Source organism: Phytoactinopolyspora limicola, from assembly GCF_011320225.1.
In the GTDB taxonomy this organism is placed as follows: domain Bacteria; phylum Actinomycetota; class Actinomycetes; order Jiangellales; family Jiangellaceae; genus Phytoactinopolyspora; species Phytoactinopolyspora limicola.
The window spans coordinates 509,564-526,449 of the sequence record NZ_JAAOEN010000004.1 but is presented as its reverse complement, the minus strand read 5'-3'; the positions used below and the strand labels follow the sequence as shown (position 1 = coordinate 526,449).

15 protein-coding genes are annotated in these 16,886 nt (G+C 68.6%); 10 read left to right on the top strand and 5 right to left on the bottom strand.

Going from position 1 to position 16,886, the window contains the following annotated elements; translation table 11 throughout:
- Nucleotides 1–58 precede the first annotated feature (58 nt).
- From G8760_RS13805 to G8760_RS13795, 3 genes are all read right to left on the bottom strand, one after another.
- The gene (locus G8760_RS13805; RefSeq protein WP_166351920.1) at nucleotides 59–1,183 is read right to left on the bottom strand and encodes a radical SAM protein; all 1,125 of its coding nucleotides are present in this window, start codon (nucleotides 1,181–1,183) and stop codon (nucleotides 59–61) included.
- Nucleotides 1,184–1,353: 170 nt separating this feature from the next.
- A complete protein-coding gene (locus tag G8760_RS13800) occupies nucleotides 1,354–2,025 on the bottom strand; it encodes a response regulator (protein WP_166351918.1) in 672 nt (223 codons plus the stop codon).
- Nucleotides 2,022–3,443, bottom strand: coding sequence for a sensor histidine kinase (locus G8760_RS13795; RefSeq protein WP_166351916.1), 1,422 nt, complete (start codon nucleotides 3,441–3,443; stop codon nucleotides 2,022–2,024). The genes G8760_RS13800 and G8760_RS13795 overlap by 4 nt, the downstream gene beginning before the upstream one ends.
- Nucleotides 3,444–3,664: 221 nt before the next feature.
- Here G8760_RS13795 and G8760_RS13790 point away from each other — a divergent pair, with 221 nt between their 5' ends.
- Nucleotides 3,665–4,342, top strand: a complete 678-nt coding sequence (locus G8760_RS13790) for a GAP family protein (protein ID WP_166351914.1) — start codon at nucleotides 3,665–3,667, stop codon at nucleotides 4,340–4,342.
- A 40-nt stretch (nucleotides 4,343–4,382) separates the two neighbouring features.
- Nucleotides 4,383–4,589: a hypothetical protein gene (locus tag G8760_RS13785; protein WP_166351912.1), complete on the top strand. Its 207-nt coding sequence runs from the start codon at nucleotides 4,383–4,385 to the stop codon at nucleotides 4,587–4,589.
- Nucleotides 4,590–4,695: 106 nt separating this feature from the next.
- Here G8760_RS13785 and G8760_RS13780 read toward each other — a convergent pair whose 3' ends face one another.
- Together G8760_RS13780 and G8760_RS13775 are read right to left on the bottom strand one after the other, a co-directional pair.
- The gene (locus G8760_RS13780) at nucleotides 4,696–5,145 is read right to left on the bottom strand and encodes a nitroreductase family deazaflavin-dependent oxidoreductase (RefSeq protein ID WP_166352136.1); all 450 of its coding nucleotides are present in this window, start codon (nucleotides 5,143–5,145) and stop codon (nucleotides 4,696–4,698) included.
- 285 nt (nucleotides 5,146–5,430) lie between these two features.
- A complete protein-coding gene (locus G8760_RS13775) occupies nucleotides 5,431–6,426 on the bottom strand; it encodes a LacI family DNA-binding transcriptional regulator (protein ID WP_166351910.1) in 996 nt (331 codons plus the stop codon).
- Between the two features lie 260 nt (nucleotides 6,427–6,686).
- On the opposite strand from G8760_RS13775, the gene G8760_RS13770 reads away from it, so the two are divergent.
- The 8 genes from G8760_RS13770 to G8760_RS13735 all read left to right on the top strand — a co-directional run bounded on the left by G8760_RS13770 (nucleotide 6,687) and on the right by G8760_RS13735 (nucleotide 16,569).
- Complete coding sequence (locus tag G8760_RS13770) at nucleotides 6,687–8,744, top strand: primary-amine oxidase (RefSeq protein WP_166352134.1); 2,058 nt, start codon at nucleotides 6,687–6,689, stop codon at nucleotides 8,742–8,744.
- 256 nt (nucleotides 8,745–9,000) lie between these two features.
- Entirely contained in the window at nucleotides 9,001–10,632 is a 1,632-nt protein-coding gene (locus tag G8760_RS13765; RefSeq protein ID WP_166351908.1) for an ABC transporter substrate-binding protein, read from the top strand.
- 22 nt (nucleotides 10,633–10,654) lie between these two features.
- Nucleotides 10,655–11,638, top strand: coding sequence for an ABC transporter permease (locus G8760_RS13760; protein WP_166351906.1), 984 nt, complete (start codon nucleotides 10,655–10,657; stop codon nucleotides 11,636–11,638).
- The gene (locus G8760_RS13755) at nucleotides 11,635–12,453 is read left to right on the top strand and encodes an ABC transporter permease (RefSeq protein ID WP_166351904.1); all 819 of its coding nucleotides are present in this window, start codon (nucleotides 11,635–11,637) and stop codon (nucleotides 12,451–12,453) included. The genes G8760_RS13760 and G8760_RS13755 overlap by 4 nt, the downstream gene beginning before the upstream one ends.
- On the top strand, nucleotides 12,450–13,502 hold the full coding sequence (locus G8760_RS13750) for an ABC transporter ATP-binding protein (protein ID WP_166351902.1): 1,053 nt from the start codon (nucleotides 12,450–12,452) through the stop codon (nucleotides 13,500–13,502). Before G8760_RS13755 ends, G8760_RS13750 begins: the two co-directional genes overlap by 4 nt.
- A 5-nt stretch (nucleotides 13,503–13,507) precedes the next feature.
- Nucleotides 13,508–14,359 (top strand): ABC transporter ATP-binding protein, encoded by an 852-nt coding sequence (locus tag G8760_RS13745; RefSeq protein ID WP_166352132.1) that lies wholly within the window; start codon nucleotides 13,508–13,510, stop codon nucleotides 14,357–14,359.
- Entirely contained in the window at nucleotides 14,356–15,369 is a 1,014-nt protein-coding gene (locus tag G8760_RS13740) for a P1 family peptidase (RefSeq protein WP_207782332.1), read from the top strand. The genes G8760_RS13745 and G8760_RS13740 overlap by 4 nt, the downstream gene beginning before the upstream one ends.
- 72 nt (nucleotides 15,370–15,441) lie before the next feature.
- Complete coding sequence (locus tag G8760_RS13735) at nucleotides 15,442–16,569, top strand: C45 family autoproteolytic acyltransferase/hydrolase (RefSeq protein ID WP_207782331.1); 1,128 nt, start codon at nucleotides 15,442–15,444, stop codon at nucleotides 16,567–16,569.
- Nucleotides 16,570–16,886 lie beyond the last annotated feature (317 nt).

The window sequence follows — 16,886 nt, the reverse complement described above, 5'->3', positions numbered from 1 at the left end:
GCGGGGCCCGGCGTGCCGGCCCGCGGTGTTGCCCGCGGGAAGTTGACCACGGGTGGCCTCACCCAGAGCTGGCCGCATCGCCTCGACGTCGACGTGGGTCACCGTCGGCCCGCAGTATCTCCTCGACACCGACGAACCCAGGGCGGCGTGCCGCCAGCTGGCCACAGGCCGCGTCGATGTCGGCGCCGAACTGATTGCGCCGTACCGCGCGGATGCCGCGGGATCGGACCCGGCGCAGGAAGGCCGTCGTGGCCTCGGCACTCGGCGTGGAGTAGTCCGCGGGCAGCCCGGGGGCCGGGTTGAACGGGATGACGCTGAGCACCAGGAGGTCGGGCCGGCGGTAGCCGAGAATCTGCCGGGCCAATGCGTCGGCGTGTGCCGTGGAGTCGTTGACCCCGTCGATCAGAAGATAGGCCAGGTAGACCCGGCGGTTGCTGTGTGCGGCGTGCTCATCCAGCACGTCCAGGCACTCGGCCAAGGGATAGCGGTCCTCAAGGGGAATCAGCTCCCGGCGCTGGTCCGGGTAGGGGGAATGAACCGAGACCGTTGGCACCACGCCGGGATGCCGGTCGAGGAGCCGGCGCATCCCGGGTAGGAAGCCGACCGTGGAGACAGTGATCCGGCGCGGCGAGAATCCGAAGTAGGCCGGGTCGACGAGCAGGTCGATAGCGGTCAGGGTGTGCGGGTTGGCCAGGGGTTCCCCCATACCCATGAACGCCACGCTGTCTGGCCGGGCTCCGGCGAGCAGGACTTGGTCGGTGATCTCGTCGGCGTCGAGATTGCGGCGCAGACCCATGGTCCCGGTGGCACAGAACGTACAGCCCAGTCCGCAGCCCACCTGCGACGACAGACACAGCGACGACCATCCGGCGGGGTAGGACAGTAGGACCGATTCGATGCGGCCGCCGCGAGGAGCGGCGAGCAGCGTCTTGGTCGCGCGGGGCGACCGTTGAGTAGCGAGCGGCTCCACGGCGGTGATCCGGGGACCGAACCGGGCGGTGAGAAGGTCACGGAGCCGGATCGGCAGCTCGTGCATGCTGGCGAAGTCGAGGACTGCGCGGTGGAACACGGCATGAAGTAGTTGGCGGTACCGGTAGGCGGGAAATCCTGCGTCGGCTATGGCGTCAGCCACGGCGTGATACCGCGAACGTGGGGGCGGGTTGGGCAAGTGGTGCACGACCATGATCCAGTCCTTTGGGTGAGATCGGAGACGGCGGGCCGGCGCGACACCAGTGGTGTCACGTCATCGGCTCGAGACTGGATCACGATCACACGCGGACGATTGTGCCGGCTCGGCGCGACTCGCGCAACGGATTTATCCTCGCCCCGTATCGAGCGGCTACTGCCTGCTGATCAGGCGCCGGCCTCACGGGCGATGATCGCCGCCTGAACCCGGCTGGCACACCCGAGTTTGGCCAAGATCCGCGACACGTGGGTCTTGGCGGTGGCCTCGGTGATGACCAGGTCTGCGGCGATCTGGTGGTTGGACATGCCGGCACCGAGGGCGGCGAGCACGTCGCGCTCCCGGGGAGTCAGCGCGGCCACCAGCGCCCGGGCGTTGGTGCTGGCGGCGTCGGCGCTGGCAGCGTCGGCGTCGGCGGGTGTCGCCGGGGCGACGAAGTGCGCCAGTACGCGCCGGGTGACCTCGGGTGCGACGACGCCGTCGCCGGCCGCGACCCGACGCACGGCAGTGAGGATCTCGGCCGGCTCGGCGGTCTTGAGCAGGAATCCCGCCGCCCCTGAACGCAACGCGCCGAACACATACTCGTCGAGGTCGAAGGTGGTCAACACGAGCACGTCGGCGAGCCGCTCAGCGGTGATCCGGCGGGTAGCTTCGATACCGTCGACGCGGGGCATCCGGACGTCCATCAGGACGACATCCGGGCGCAGCGCCCGGGCATTGGTGATGGCCGCATCACCGTCGGCCGCCTCACCAACAACAGTGACGTCGTCGGCGGCATCGAGGACGAAGCGTAGAGCGGTCCGGATCGGCTCGTGGTCGTCGGCGAGCAGGACCCTGATCACGGCCGGCCTCCAGGTGTCGAACTGTCCGCGGGCACCGCGAGCCTAGCCTCGACCCGCCAGGTGGAGACGTCGGCGGGGTGGTCTCCGGCGCGCACGGGCGGCCCGGCCGTGAACCATCCACCGAGGGCCTCTGCCCGTTCCCGCATGGTGACCAGCCCGGTGCCTGCGCTCAACGCCGGATCGATCAGCTCGGCCGCACCGGTGAGAGTGTTCTCGACGACGACGTGGACTTCGCCGGGCTCGCGGCTCAGCCGGACCTGAACGTCCGATGTGGGGGCATGTTTGGCAGCGTTGACGAGGGCCTCCTGCACGATGCGGTAACACGCTTGAGCGACCGCGACCGGGATCGGCGTGTTCATGGATCCCTCGTCGGCTGGATCAGTTTCGTCGTCGGCCGGATCGGGTCCGTCGTCGGCCGGATCCACCGTGGAGTGGAGGTCAACCCGCAGGCCAGCCCGCCGGGCAGCCGCGACGAGTTCGTCGATCTGCTCGATACCGCGCACCACCACTTCGGTGCCGGTACCGGTATCGGTGATGTGGCTCGCCGTCGATGGCGGGGCGGAGCGGAGAACGACGATCATGGACCGCATCTCCTGCAACGCGCCGACGGCTTCGGAACGGATGGTGTTCAGGGCGGCGGAGTGATCACTTGTCGGCGTCGCCAGGGCGGCTGCTGACTGAATGGCCACGGTGGACAGCCGGGAGGCGATGGCGTCGTGGAGGTCGCGGGCGATGGCGTTGCGTTCGGTTTGCACGGCCTCGCTGCGCCGTAGCTCGCCGATACGTTCCAGGTCAGCCGCCCGGCGCGACTCCAGTTCGGCCAGCTCACTCTTCTGCCGGACGTTCGACGCCCACCACAGCGGCAACGCGAGCACCGCACCGACTTGCAGAGCGGTGTAGACACCGATCCGGAGATCCGATGTTGCGATGCCGGCGGCGATCGTCGCAGCACTGATGATGACGAACACGGTGCGGATGACAACCTGGCGGAGCCGGACCGAGCCAGACAGCCCGACGGCGAACAGCAACTCCCACAACACGATGACCACACCGAGGCTGCCGCCCAGCGTGAGGTCGACGGCCGCAACGGCGACCGCGACGCTGAGGGCCAGCCAGAGACGGGTGCGGTACAGGAGGACCGCGGCACAGGCGATCGCCAGCGTGACGAGGTGCCACCAGCCGTCCGGGCGCTCGGGCCACAACCAGTTGGCGGCCGCCGGCCAGATAGTGGTGATGCCCATGCCCCACAGCAGGGCTCCGATGCCGAACAGCGTGAGTGCCCCCTTGGCAACCGCGCGCTGGTTCGACGCCCCGGCAATGCCAACGGAAATCACGTCTACGAGGCCCGCCCAGGGCCGGCGGGCGGCGCTACGGGCGCCGGTGCCGGAGCGGGCCACGCGGCCGGGATCGTCGACCACCACGACATCATCTCAGCACAACCCGCGCAGCGGTCACGTCATTCGAAAGTTGTACCCGCCCGCTGGCTCCGAACGGCCAGGATCAGTCGTCTGGCCGACGTCGTGAGCTGCCGCCGCCGGCGACAGTGGTCGGGTAGCCCAAGCCTGGCGTGGAAGGTCCACGCGGAGCGCACTAGTGCTCCGGCGGGGCGCACCAGGTCAACGGAGAACGGAGGGTACCGGTGCCGCTGGACGTCGTGCTTCCGGTGCTTGGCCTCGCGTTGCTCGACACGTTGAGCCCAGCGGTGATCGGAGTGAGCCTCTTCGTGCTGCTCAGTGGGCGGCGCCGGATCGCGGCGCCGTTGCTGGTGTTCCTCACGACGGTGGCGCTCTTCTACTTCGCCGTCGGGGTAGCCCTGATGCTTGGCCTGGACGTGTTGCTCGGCCGGGTCGACGACATCCTGGAGAATCGGGCGGTCACCTGGGGGCAGGCGGTGGTGGGGGCCGCGTTGCTGGCGTTCAGCTTCCTACCCAAGCGGTATCGGACACGTGGGTCTGCGCGGCGCCGGGAGCCTGGCACCGATCGTGAGTTGCGAGCACCGGTGATGATCGGGCTCGGCCTTGGCGCCGGCGTGCTCGAGGTGGGGATGGTCCTGCCTTACATGGCGGCGATCGGGATCATGACGGTCGCCGATCTGCCGGCGACGGAGTGGGTGCCGCTGATGGCCACCTACAACGTGATCATGGTGGCCCCGCCGTTGCTGTTGTACGCCGCCCACCGGCTGCTGCACGGGTGGATCGAGCCCCGCATGCTGCGGTGGCGGGAACGGCTGCGCGGCGGGTCTGCCGAGACGGTGGCGTGGATGGCCGGCATCATCGGGGCGCTCTTGCTGCTCAACGCGTTGCCGGAGCTGTTGTGACGGCCGGTGACGACCGAACCATGGAGAGGAGGGAGAGACAATGCGAACCACGTTGGAGGTGATCGGTATCATCCTGGTCATCAACGGCCTGGGCGGGCTGGTCTCGGACGGCTTCGGCCTGTTCGTGCACGTGGCCGACGGTGGCGCACTGACCGCCTTGCGCGTCGGGGCGTTGCTCGTCGGCGCCATATTGATCGTCGGATGCCTGATGAGCCGCCGTGCCGAGAAGGCCGCGGACTCGTCGTAACCGCACTGGAGCATCCGTCGGCGCCCAAAACCTGCCCGGTCAACCCGCCCGCATCTCAGTGATCCGGCACCGATCACTCGGCCTGGTTTGAGGTTGAACGGGCAGGTTAGTGGGCTGCGTCGGGGACGGGGGAGAGGACGAAGACCGGGATCACTCGGTCGGTCTTCTTCGTGTATTCGTCATAGTCCGGCCAGACGGCGGCGGCACGTTTCCACCACGTCTCCCGTTCTTCGCCGGACACCTCTCGGGCGATGTAGTCTCGCTTGACCGGGCCGTCCTGCACCTCCACGTGCGGATTGGCCACCAGGTTGTGATACCAGACGGGGTGCTGGGGAGCGCCGCCGAGCGAGGCCACCGCGGCGTACTCGCCGTCGTGCTCCACCCGCATCAAGGCGGTTTTGCGCAGTTTTCCGGTCTTGGCGCCGACCGAGGTCAAGACGATGACCGGGCGCCCGCGCAGGGAGCCGCCCTCGGCGCCGCCGGTGCGTTCATAGAGTTCGGCCTGTTCGCGGGCCCAGTCAGAGGTGCTTGGTGCGTATTCTCCGGTTAGTGGCATGTCTGGGTTAACCAGAACCCGTGGTGGGCTTGTTCCCGGCGAGCGGATGGGCCGCGGCGTCGGACAGCTCGGCCGTGGTGCGTCGTAGATGTACCAGGCCCCGATGATCAAGAACGTGAACCGGTCGGCGTGGTGGGCGATGGACAGCCCGGTGATGGCGAGGTCGTACACCGGCTGAGCACCCAGCCCAGAGGGAGGAACACGACGTACTCGCCCACCAGGCTCGCCGTGAGTGGGGTCTTGGTGGCGCCAGCGTGCTTCCGGCCGAACCCGCGGACAACACGGTCAGGGCTGGGTTGATGCGCGGATCGTCAGGCGCACTGGGTGAAGGCGCTCCGTGCCCGGCTCCGCGGCACCGGTGAGTAAGTCGAACAGCAGGTCCGCGCAGCTCGCCCCGGCAGTTTGGGGGGCTAGGTCGAGAGCGGTGATCGGTGGGTCCGCGTATTTGGTGGCTGGGGTGTCCACACACGAGGCCACCAGAAAACCCGGCCGGAGTGTAGAAGCGGCACCACGCAACACCGGGCCCAGTTCGGCCGCGGCGCCCGCGGGTGCGCAGACCAGCGCGTCGATGGCCGGTTCTCCCCGTAGGAGGTTGGTCGCCGCGGTGCGGATGACGTCGGTGGTGGAGTCGAACGGCACGGTGGAGCTGGCTGCTTCGAGGCCGTGCTCGGCACACCATTCCCGATAGGCGCTGTGGACGCTGCCGGCCCAGTCGCTCTCGTCGCCGGCGACGATGAGTCCGGGTTGTCGGGCGCCGGCGGTGCGGAGGTGATCGAGCAACTCGCGGACCGCGCCGCGGTGCTCCGAGCGGACGACGCCGTCGGGGGTCTTGTCACCTGGATATCGCTCGCAGGTGACGACCGGAACGTTCGATGTCATCAGGGTTTCGACGGTGGGGTCGCCGGCCAGTGGGTCGCCGATGATCAGTCCGTCGACCTTGGATGCCAGGGTGCTGCCGCGGCCATGTCGGGACGTCATGAGGGTGACGTCGTAGTCATGGCCGGTGGCGGCCTGGACGACGCCGAAGACGAAGGACATGTAGTAATCGGACCGGGGGAGCACCTCGGGTAGGTGGAGGCCGATGGTGCCCGTGCGGGCCTGGCGTAGGTGCCGGGCGGAGTTGTTGGGGGCATAGCCGAGCTTGCGGGCGGCGTCTTCGATGCGTCGGCGGGTCTGTTCGGAGACCCGGCCGGATCCACGAAGGGCGTCTGACGCCGTGGTCTTGGATACGCCGGCGTGCCGAGCCACGGTGACGATGGTGACCGGCTGCTCCGTGCGCACGTCTCGATCATAGGTGGCCGCTCGACTCCGCTACCGCCAGGTGGTGTTAAGGCGGCTCGGGAGGCGGTGAGTGCCATGTGGCGGTAGCGGAGTCGGTGACGGTGGGTTTGTTAACGGCCGGTATCGGATTGCGGCGAGGGGTTGTGTACGACGGATCGCCCCGGTACGTTGTCCGGCAATGCCGGAACGTTCCGGCATCGCCGGTTCGCCCAGTCGAGCAGAGGAGTGTTGTGACCGTACAGCCCGACAACGTCCGGGACGTGGACAGCACCAACAGCGCGGACGCCCGTCGCCTTGGCCCCGCGGCCGTCCGGCACCCGCTCGACCCGCTGTCCCCGGCCGAGATCACCGACGTGGCGGCGCTGCTAGAGGTCGGTGACACAACCCGGGTGGCGTACCTCGGCCTCGAGGAACCGGCGAAATGTGCGGTCCTGGATTTCGACACGGGCCGGGGCACCGCGCCGGCCCGGCGGGCTCGGGTATTCCTGCTGGATCTGAGCTTGGGGACGGCACACGACGTCGTGGTCTCACTGACCGACCGGCGCGTGGAGTCGCGCCGGGTCATCGACCCGTCGACGGAAGGTCAGGTTCCACTGCTCGACGGTGACCACGCGCTGGTGCGACGGGTGCTCAAGGAACACCCGCAGTGGATGAAGGCGTTGGCCGAGCGGGGAATCACCGACATGGACACGGTCTACATGGCGGCGCTGACCGCCGGCCACTTCGACCACCCGAACGAGCACGGCCGCCGGCTCGCCCGGGTGCTGGCGCATCACCAGCCCACACCGACGAGCCTGCCGTGGGCACATCCGGTCGACGGATTGGTGGCTTATGTCGATCTGATCGAGGAGCGGGTGCTGGAGATCATCGACAGCGGCGTTCTCCCCGTGCCGCAGGAGACCGGCGACTACCACTTGCCCGGCACGTTCGGCCCTTACCGGACGACACAGCGTCCGATCGAGATCAGCCAGCCGGACGGGCCGAGCTTCCACATCGACGGCAACGTCGTCACCTGGGAGAAGTGGAGCGTCCGGCTCGGATACGACATGCGCGAGGGGCTGGTGCTACACCAGATCGGTTTCGACGACGCAGGCCGCATCCGGCCGATCGTGTACCGCGCGTCGGTGGCGGAGATGCTGGTCCCGTACGCGGACCCCAGCCCGGTCCGGTTCTGGCAGAACTACTTCGACACCGGCGAGTACCAGCTCGGCAAGCTCGCGAACTCACTCGAGCTGGGCTGCGACTGCCTGGGCGAGATTACGTACTTCGACGTAACCGTCGCCAACGACGACGGTTCGCCCCGCACCATCCGCAATGCCGTATGTATGCACGAGGAGGACTACGGCGTCCTCTGGAAACATACCGACCCGGCCAACGGTTCGGCCGAGACCCGCCGTCAGCGCCGGCTGGTGATCTCCTTCTTCGTGACCGTCGGCAACTACGACTACGGGTTCTACTGGTACCTCTACCTGGACGGCACCATCGAACTGGAGGTCAAAGCCACCGGCATCGTGTTCACCGGGGTGTACGACGAGCGAGCCCAGCCGTACGCTTCCGAGCTGGCACCAGGACTCGCGGCTCCATACCATCAGCACCTGTTCGGCGCGCGGCTGGACATGATGGTGGACGGGGTGCCCAACGCGGTCGACGAGGTCGACATGGTGCCCCGTGCGGCCGGCCCGGACAACCCGTTCGGCACCGCCTTCCAGCAGGTGATCACCCGGCTGGAGACCGAGACGGAGGCGGTCAGGGATGCCGACGGGAGCACCGGCCGAACGTGGCGGGTGAGCAATCCGACCGCACCCAACCGGTTCGGTCAGCCTGTCGGGTACACGCTGTACCCGGAGAGTAGCCCCACCCTCATGGCAGCGGAGGGTTCGTCGATTCGCCGACGGGCCACCTTCGCCACCCACCATCTGTGGGTCACCCAATACCACCCGGCCGAACGGTATCCCGCCGGTGATCTGGTGAACCAGCATCCCGGTGGCGCCGGACTACCCGCCTACACGGCGGCCGATCGGAGCCTGAACGGTCAGGACGTCGTGTTGTGGCACACCTTCGGCCTCACCCATGTTCCAAGACCGGAGGACTGGCCGATCATGCCGGTGGACCGGTGTGGCTTCACCCTCCGCCCGGTAGGTTTCTTCGACCGCAACCCGACTCTCGACGTACCACCCAGCATCGGATCAGGTGCGGCGTGCCACACCAGTAGCACCGCCGCTCACCCCACGGCTCACCGCACGCCGCACACCACACATCCGGCATCCGACCGTTCTACCGGCCATAGGTCGCCTTCGCATCACTGCTCCTGTTCCTGACCGTCCCGGCCCGCCGGGGCCCGGACCCGATCCGTTCGAGGAGAGAACCATGGGCTTAGAGCTTCCGCCAATAGATGCTGGCGGGCTGAGCCAGCGGATGAGCATCGCCTGGCTTCGCTGTCGTCGTCGATCGATGGCTCCGTATCGACCTCCTCCTCCGCCTCGCCATACTCGCTCCTCCACTGGCTCAGCTCCACCGATCTATTGGCGGAAGCTCTTAACCCGAAACACAGTGGCGGTGGGACGGCGCGCGTGGATGACCTGCGGGGTGGCATGTACCGCCCTGGTCGTCGCCGCGTGCGGGTCCGCCGGTGGTGGATCCGGCGCCGACGATCCGACATCCGAAGCGGATCCAGAAGTCCCGGCCGCGGAGGCCGCGCCCGGGCTGTTGTCCACGGTCGACGAGTCGCTCGCACCGGGCGGAACCTTGGACCTACAGGTGCACATTGATGCCGTAGGCGCCACCGGCCTCGACCCGCAGTGGGCCGACCTGGCATCGTCGTGGCAGGTCATGGGCTTGGTATACGAAACTCTGGTGACCGTTGGACCGGACTTCGAGGTCGAGCCGATGCTGGCGGAGAGCTGGGAGCAGCCCGACGACACCACCTACGTCTTCCATCTGCGGTCGGGAGTGGAGTTCTCCAACGGGCGGGAGATGACGGCCGACGACGTCGTTGGCAGCCTCGAACGGCTCTTGGAACTCGGCTCGGTGTGGACCGGTCAGCTCGGGCCGGTCGAATCGGTCAGCGCAACCGACGACGCGACGGTGGAGGTGGTGCTCGCCGAGCCGTACACTCCGTTCCTGGCTGCGCTGGCGAACGTGCCAGCCGCCATCCTGCCTATGCGGGAAGTGGCCGACGGCACAGTCGACCTCGACACCACGATGCTGGGCACCGGCCCGTTCGTGGTGGAGGATCATCGCCCGGACGTGTCGTGGCGGTTCGCCCGCAACGAGGGGTATTGGCACCCGGACCAGCCGGCCCTGGACGGTATCGACATCTCGATCGTCCCGCAGGAAGGGTCCCGGATCGCGGCCCTGCGCGACGGTAGCGCGTCGATGATCACGTTGGGCAACGTCGACGCCCCGCAGGTACTGGGTGGTGTACCCCAGGTGGAGGTTCTATCCCAGGCCAGCACTGACTACTACTACCTGATGCTGAACTCGCAGGCTCCGGATTCACCATTCGCCGACCCGCGGGTCCGCCAAGCGATCAACCTCGCCGTCGACCGGCAGCGGATCGCCGACGCCGCGCTCGGCGGTCTGGTCAACCCCACTGGAGTTACCCCCGTGGGACTGCCCGGTGCCTGCGAACCCGGCGACCTCCCGTCCGCCACCGGCGATCTCGACGCCGCACGTGCGCTGCTCAGCGAGGCGGGCGCGGACGACCTCACGTTCCAGCTGAGTATCTTCTCGACCGAGCCGGCGCCGGCTGTGGCCCAGGTCATCGAGCAGAGTTTGCGCGAGATCGGGGTGTCGGTGGAGATCGAACAGCTGGAGGAGGCGAGCTGGGCGGGTAAGGTCTACGGCGCCGCCCCGGCCGAGTTCGACGCCGCGTTGTCGTGGTTCGCCGGCTATGCCGACCCGGGCATGGTCACCAAATGGTGGAACCCGGACGTCGCTGGGTTCAACCTTGGCTTCATGGCGGCCGACGACGAGCTGAGCAGCCTGATCGACGCGGTCAACACCGCACCTCCGGGCCCGGACCGGGAGCAGCTCATGGCCGACCTGTGTGCGGCCGTCGAGGCCGACGCTCAGATGCTGCCGCTGGTGACCCGGCCGATCGCGGTCGGCTACCGGGCCGACGCCATCAGCCCGACGGTGTATGCCACCGAGGGGTACGGCAACCCGCTGCGGCGGCTCGCCGAGACCCGGTCCGGGCAACAGTAGGTCCGGGGGCGGCGGGGAGACGATGAGACTGTTCACCTGGTGGCTGCGGCGGGCGCTGAGCGGTGCGGGCACGCTGGTCGGGGTCTCGATCCTGATCTTCATCGCGGTGCGGGCCATGCCGGGCGGCTTCGCCGAGACGATTCTCGGCCCCTTCGCCACCGAGGAACAGCGGGCCGAGTTGGCCGAGCGGTACGGCCTGGACCAATCCGTGCTCGTGCAGTACTGGAACTGGTTCACCGCGGCGCTAAGCGGCGACTTCGGCACGTCGATGGTCAGTCAGCAGCCGGTCGGCGCTGAACTGGCCAGCCGTTTCCCCGTCACCGCTCAGCTGACCGTGATGGCGATCCTGGCCGCGGCATTCATCGGAGTGCCCCTGGGGGTGCTGGCGGCGGTGCGGGCCGGCGGGCCTGGCGCGGGCGGACGCGGCGCGGTGGTGGGCCGGCTGGCCGGCGGGCTCGGGGTGAGCCTTCCGGAGTTCGTTCTCGGCAGCATCGTGGTGTACCTGTTCTCGCGGTATGCGCTGGGCCTCTCGGTAGGGGGCTACGTGCCGCTCGGTGATGACCCCGTGGGCAACCTGCGCGCCATGCTGCTGCCGGCCGCCGTGTTGTCCGTCTTCGCCATCTCGGCGACCGCCCGGACCACCCGCGACGCCGTGCTGAACGTGTTGGTCGAGCCGTATGTGACGGCGGCGGTAGCCAGAGGAGAGACACCGTGGGCGGTCATCCGCCAGCACATCCTGCGCAACGCTGCGCCGCCGGTACTCGTCTTGCTCACCACGGTGAGTGCTTACCTGCTGGGGGGAGCCATCATCGTCGAGTACCTGTTCAACTTGCCCGGTGTGGGCTCCTACGTCGTGCATGCGGTCGGCCGGCGCGACTACGCGGTGGTCCAGGCCGGGGTGCTGCTGGCAGCCGCCCTGTTCATCGTGCTCAACGTCGTTGTTGACCTCGTCGTCGGGCTGATCGATCCACGCCTTGGCGTCACCACCGCGGGGAGGCGCACATGAAGCGGCTCGACTGGTTGTCCCGATGCGGGCTGATCTGCCTGATGGTGCTGGTCGCCGCCGCCGTCGCCGGCTGGTTTGGGCTGGCGGGCGATCCGGCGGCCATCGACGGCGACCGGCTGCGGCCCCCCGGCGCCGCCGCTTGGCTCGGCACCGACGACCTGGGCCGATCGTTGCTGCCGCGGCTGCTGGAAGGGATTGGGGCGACGCTGCTGCTGTCATCGCTCGCGGTGCTGGTCACGGCGGTAGTTAGTACGGCGTTGGGCATCGTGGCTGGGTACGTCGGCGGTGCGGTCAATGAGGCGGTGCTGCGGTTGGTGGAGGTCCTCTACGCCTTTCCGTCCATCGTGCTGGCGATCCTGGTGGCAGCTGTTGTTGGACCCGGCCGGCCGGCCGCGATGGCCGCCATCGTGCTCGTCACCATTCCGCTGATGACCCGGCTGGTCCGGGCCGCGGCCGCCACCGTGGCTAGCCGCGACTACATCACGTCGGCCGTTGTCAGCGGGGTCGGAATGCCCACCATGCTGGTGCGACACGTGCTTCCGAACGTCGGGGGCACCATCGCGGTGCAGGGGACGTACGCGTTGTCCATCGGCATCCTGGTGGAAGGCGGGTTGAGTTTCCTCGGCCTCGGTGTGCAACCACCTCAGGCGTCGCTCGGCGTGCTCATCGCCCAGGGCGGCATTTATATGGTGGCGGCGCCGTGGCTGGTCATCGCGCCGGGGGTGGTGCTGGTCCTGGCCATCCTGTCGATCAACGTGCTGGGTGACGGGCTGCGAGATCGGCTCGAACCACGGGAAGCGAGGTCGTTGACATGAACCAGCTGACGCCGGCGGAGCCGGTGGTCGTCGCCCGCGACCTCGTGGTCGACTACCTGGCCGCCCATGGGCCGGTACGGGCGCTCGACGGCGTCGACCTGGCCGTTGACGCGGGCGAGACGGTTGGTGTGGTCGGCGAGAGCGGATCCGGCAAGTCGACCCTGGGAGCGGCCCTCGGCCGGCTGCTGCCCAGCAGGGCCGAGCGGCGGCATGGTTCGATGCACGTCGCAGGTCACTCGGTGTTCGATCTGGCCCCGCAGCCGCTCCGGCAGCTGCGACGGGACCAACTCGGCTTCGTCTTCCAAGACCCGATCGGTGCACTCGACCCCACCATGCGGGTCGGGGCACAGGTACGACGGGCGCTGCGTGGCCGCCAGCCGAGTCCACGGCGGTCCACCCGAGACGCCGTGGCGGCCCTGCTGGATCAGGTCCGGCTACGCGATCCGGCCCGGGTCGCCCGGGCTTACCCACACCAGCTTTCCGGAGGAATGGCCCAGCGGGTGGCGCTCGCCATGGCGATGGCCGTGCAGCCGCGGGTCCTGGTGGCCGATGAACCTACCGCTGCGCTCGACAGCCAGGTCCGCGACGAGGTGCTCGACACCATCCTCGCCCTGACCCGGGCAGCAGGCACCACCGTCCTCTGGCTCAGCCACGACCTCAACGCGGTGGCTCGGCGCTGTGCGCGGGTGGTGGTGATGTACGGCGGACGCGTCGTCGAAGACGGTCCCGCCCACGCTGTACTCGCCCGGCCCGCGCACCCCTACACCCACGCGCTGGCCTCGTCAGCGCCGAGCCATGCCCGGCCCGGGGAGCGGCTCACGCCGATCCCGGGGCGGCCGCCACTGTTGGCTGGTCCGGCGCCGGGCTGTGCGTTCGCCGAACGGTGCCGGTTCGTCGTCGACCGATGCGCTACCGAACGGCCGCCGCTGGCACGGGTGAACGGGCAGGCAGTGTTGTGCCACCGGGCCGAAGAGCTGCGGTCGACGGCCGCCCTGCCACTACCAGCCCGGCCGACGGACATACCGGCAGAGATAGGTGGCGGCCGATGAATCAGATGTCCATTCACCGCGATGGGAGCGTGGAGCCGCCGACGCCGACGCCGACGCCGACGCCGGTGCTCGAGCTCGATCGGGCCAGCGTCGTCTTCCCGTCCGGCCCACCGTGGCGACGGCGGCGGGTTCCAGCGATGCGCGAGGTGACCCTGCAGGTCTCCGCCGGGGAGACCCTTGGTGTGGTGGGAGAGTCCGGTTCGGGGAAAACCACCACCGCGATGGTGGCTCTCGGCCTACGCCGGCCCACCACCGGTGTGGTGCGGTTCGAGGGGGCGTCGATGCCACGCCGCCGTCGGGCGCTCGCCGGGCGGATGCAGGTGGTGCTTCAGCACCCGCAGTGGTCGCTGGATCCACGGATGCGGGTGGGTCGAAGCGTCGCCGAACCCCTCGTAGTGGCTGAGCGGCTGGCCCGTCGTGCCGCCAACACAACCTCGGGCGCTATCAACGGGTCCAGCAGCGGTTCTATCACCGACGCGGTGGCCGTGATGCTGGAGAAGGTGGGCCTCGACGCCAGTGTGGCCAAACGTCACCCGCATGAACTCTCCGGAGGTCAGCGGCAACGGGTCGCCATCGCCAGAGCGCTCATCACTCGGCCGCGGTTCGTCGTGTTCGACGAGGCGGTCAGCGCCCTCGACGTGTCGGTCCAGGCCCAGATCCTCAACCTCGTCGTCGACGTACAAGCCGAATACGGCTTCGGCGCACTGTTCATCTCCCACGATCTCGGTGCGGTGCGGTACGTCGCACATCGCATCGCGGTGATGCGGCACGGCTGCGTCGTCGAAACCGCGGACACCGAGACGTTTTACCGAACCCCGGAACACGAGTATTCGCGACAACTCCTGGAGGCACTGTGACCAGCGGAACCGCCCCTCTGAACGGCGACGTGCGGCTGAGTCCCGTATCGGCATTCGCCGCGGGTGGCCTGACCAACACCGACACGGCGCTGGCGCCGCAGGTGAGCCCCGGGCGAGGTAACGTCGAGTTCGACCTGCCCGGCGTGTTGGTTGGCACCGCCGAATACGCCGAAGGCCCCACCGGCTGCACCGTGGTCCTGGTGCCGGACGGGGCACGCACCGCGGTCGACGCCCGAGGCGGCGCAGTCGGGCTCGGTGGAGGCTACGACGTCAACCACGCGATCTGCCTGGCCGGAGGATCGGTGCACGGTCTGGGGGCGGCGGCCGGGGTCACCGACGAGCTGATGGAACGGCACCAGCGACAGACCCGATGGACGGAGCTGCGCCTGGTGTCCGGCGCCGTCATCTACGACTTCTCCTGCCGAGACAACGCCATCGTGCCCGATGCGACGTTGGGGCGCGCCGCCGTCCGCCAGGCCGTCCCTGGTGTGGTGCCGGTGGGCCGGTGCGGCGCCGGTCGCAGCGCCACCGTGGGGAAGGTCAACTTCGGCCGGGCCGAGTTCGCGGGGCAGGGTGCCGCGTTCGCGGCCGTCGGCGACGTCAGAGTCCTGGTCGTCACCGTGCCCAACGCGATCGGGGTGGTGGTCGACCGCGCCGGAACCGTCGTCCGTGGCAACTACGATGCTGAACGCGCCGAGCGACGCCACCCGGCGACCGACTATGAAGCCGCGCTTCGAGCCGGTGGGCCGGCCGCTCCGGTCGGCGGAAACACGACGCTGACCGTGCTGGTCACCAACGTGAAGCTGTCCGATTACAGCCTCAACCAGCTCGCCCGGCAGGTGCATAGCTCGATGCATCGGGGTATCCAGCCGTTCCACACCGAGAACGACGGCGACGTCTTGTTCGCGCTGACCACCGACCAGATCGAGCTGCCCGGCACGGTACCGACCGGGCTGGGCACCATCGCCTCCGAGGTGGCGTGGGATGCCGTGCTCAGCGCCGCGGTGTGACGGTCGGCAGGGCAATTCGCACGGTCTACGGCGGGCCGGCGACGGGATGGCCGCTTGTGATGGAGTAGGGGCATGGCTGAAGTCGAAGACCACGGCGGCACGGCGAAGGAGACAGAGATGGTGGGAGTCCCGGTGTTCGCCTCCAACGTGTCGGATGCGGCGGCGCGGGGCCGGGAGTTCGGTACGGCGTGGCGGCCACGTGTCGAGGCGGCGTACGCCGGATATCAAGCACTGTTTCACGCCGTCGGCGTCAGCGACCAGCAGGTTCAGGACTCCGGTGCCCGGGCCCTCGACCAACTCGGTGAATGGGCTCCGCGGCTGGCCGCTGAGATCACCGGCCTAGCCGACGGTGCTGCCCTGGAAGCCTGGCAGGTAGCAGCGGTCAACACCCGCACCGAGGTGCTCGCCGCGGCCCGAATCGCGGGCCCCACGGAATGCTCAACAGCTGTTGTTTTACCTGATGACGGCGGTGGGCCGCGCACAATCCAGACGTGGGACTGGAACGAGACGCTACGCGATGTCCCGGTGGTCTGGACGTACCACCCCCGGCCCGACCACGAGGTACGCGGCTTCACCGAATTCGGCGTACTGGGCAAGATCGGCCTGAACAGCGCCGGACTCGGGGTGCACTTCAACATCCTGTGGCATGCGAGCGACCACTCCGGGATCGGTGTGCCGGTGCACGCCGTCGCCCGGCGGATCCTCGACGAGGCCACCACCATCGACGAGGCCATCGAGATCGCCCGATCCGCCCGGCTGTCCGCCTCGTCGGTGGTCACAGTAGTGACCTACCGCGACGGGCTGGGCGACGTGGCCGGACTCGAGCTCTCACCCGCCGGCGTTGGTGTGGTGCGGGCCGCCGACGGCTTCTACGCACACACCAACCACTTCCTTGCGCCGGAACTGAGCGGCGGCGAACGGCTTGGCCTCGAACGACCCGGCACCTATGACCGGTTGCGGCATCTCCAGGACCGGCGCGACGAGCTGGCATCACCGGGGGTGATGGAGCGCGCGAGCGCCATGCTGGGCCACTCCGCCGACGGCCAGGCACCGGTGTGTTGCCATGCCGCGCCGGACGAACCGCTGCCCACCCGTTCGGTCACGCTGGCCACGGTCAGTCTCGACGTAGCCGCTCGCCGCATGGCGGTGCACCGGGGCGGGCCGTGTGACATCACCCCGGACACCTGGCAAACGATCTAACCCCCGTGTGCACCTGATCTCCGTTTTGTCACCTGATCTTTTTCCCCGGGGCGATCAGGTGTGCTGAAAGCGCGTGACGGCGCAGTTGGGTGCATCTGATCGCATCCCGAGATGTGGACGCGTGGCGATCAGATGCATGAACAGGGCGTGTTGGTCGGTTGATGCATCTGATCGACAGGGTCTGGCGTCGAATAACGTCGGGTAAACACGCGGTGCGGCGTACGCCCCTCAAGTCGTCCTTCGCCACAAGTTGACCGGCAGGCCTGTCGGACCCTGATCGATCAGATGCACAACTCGCCCCTAAGCGGCTGACCGTG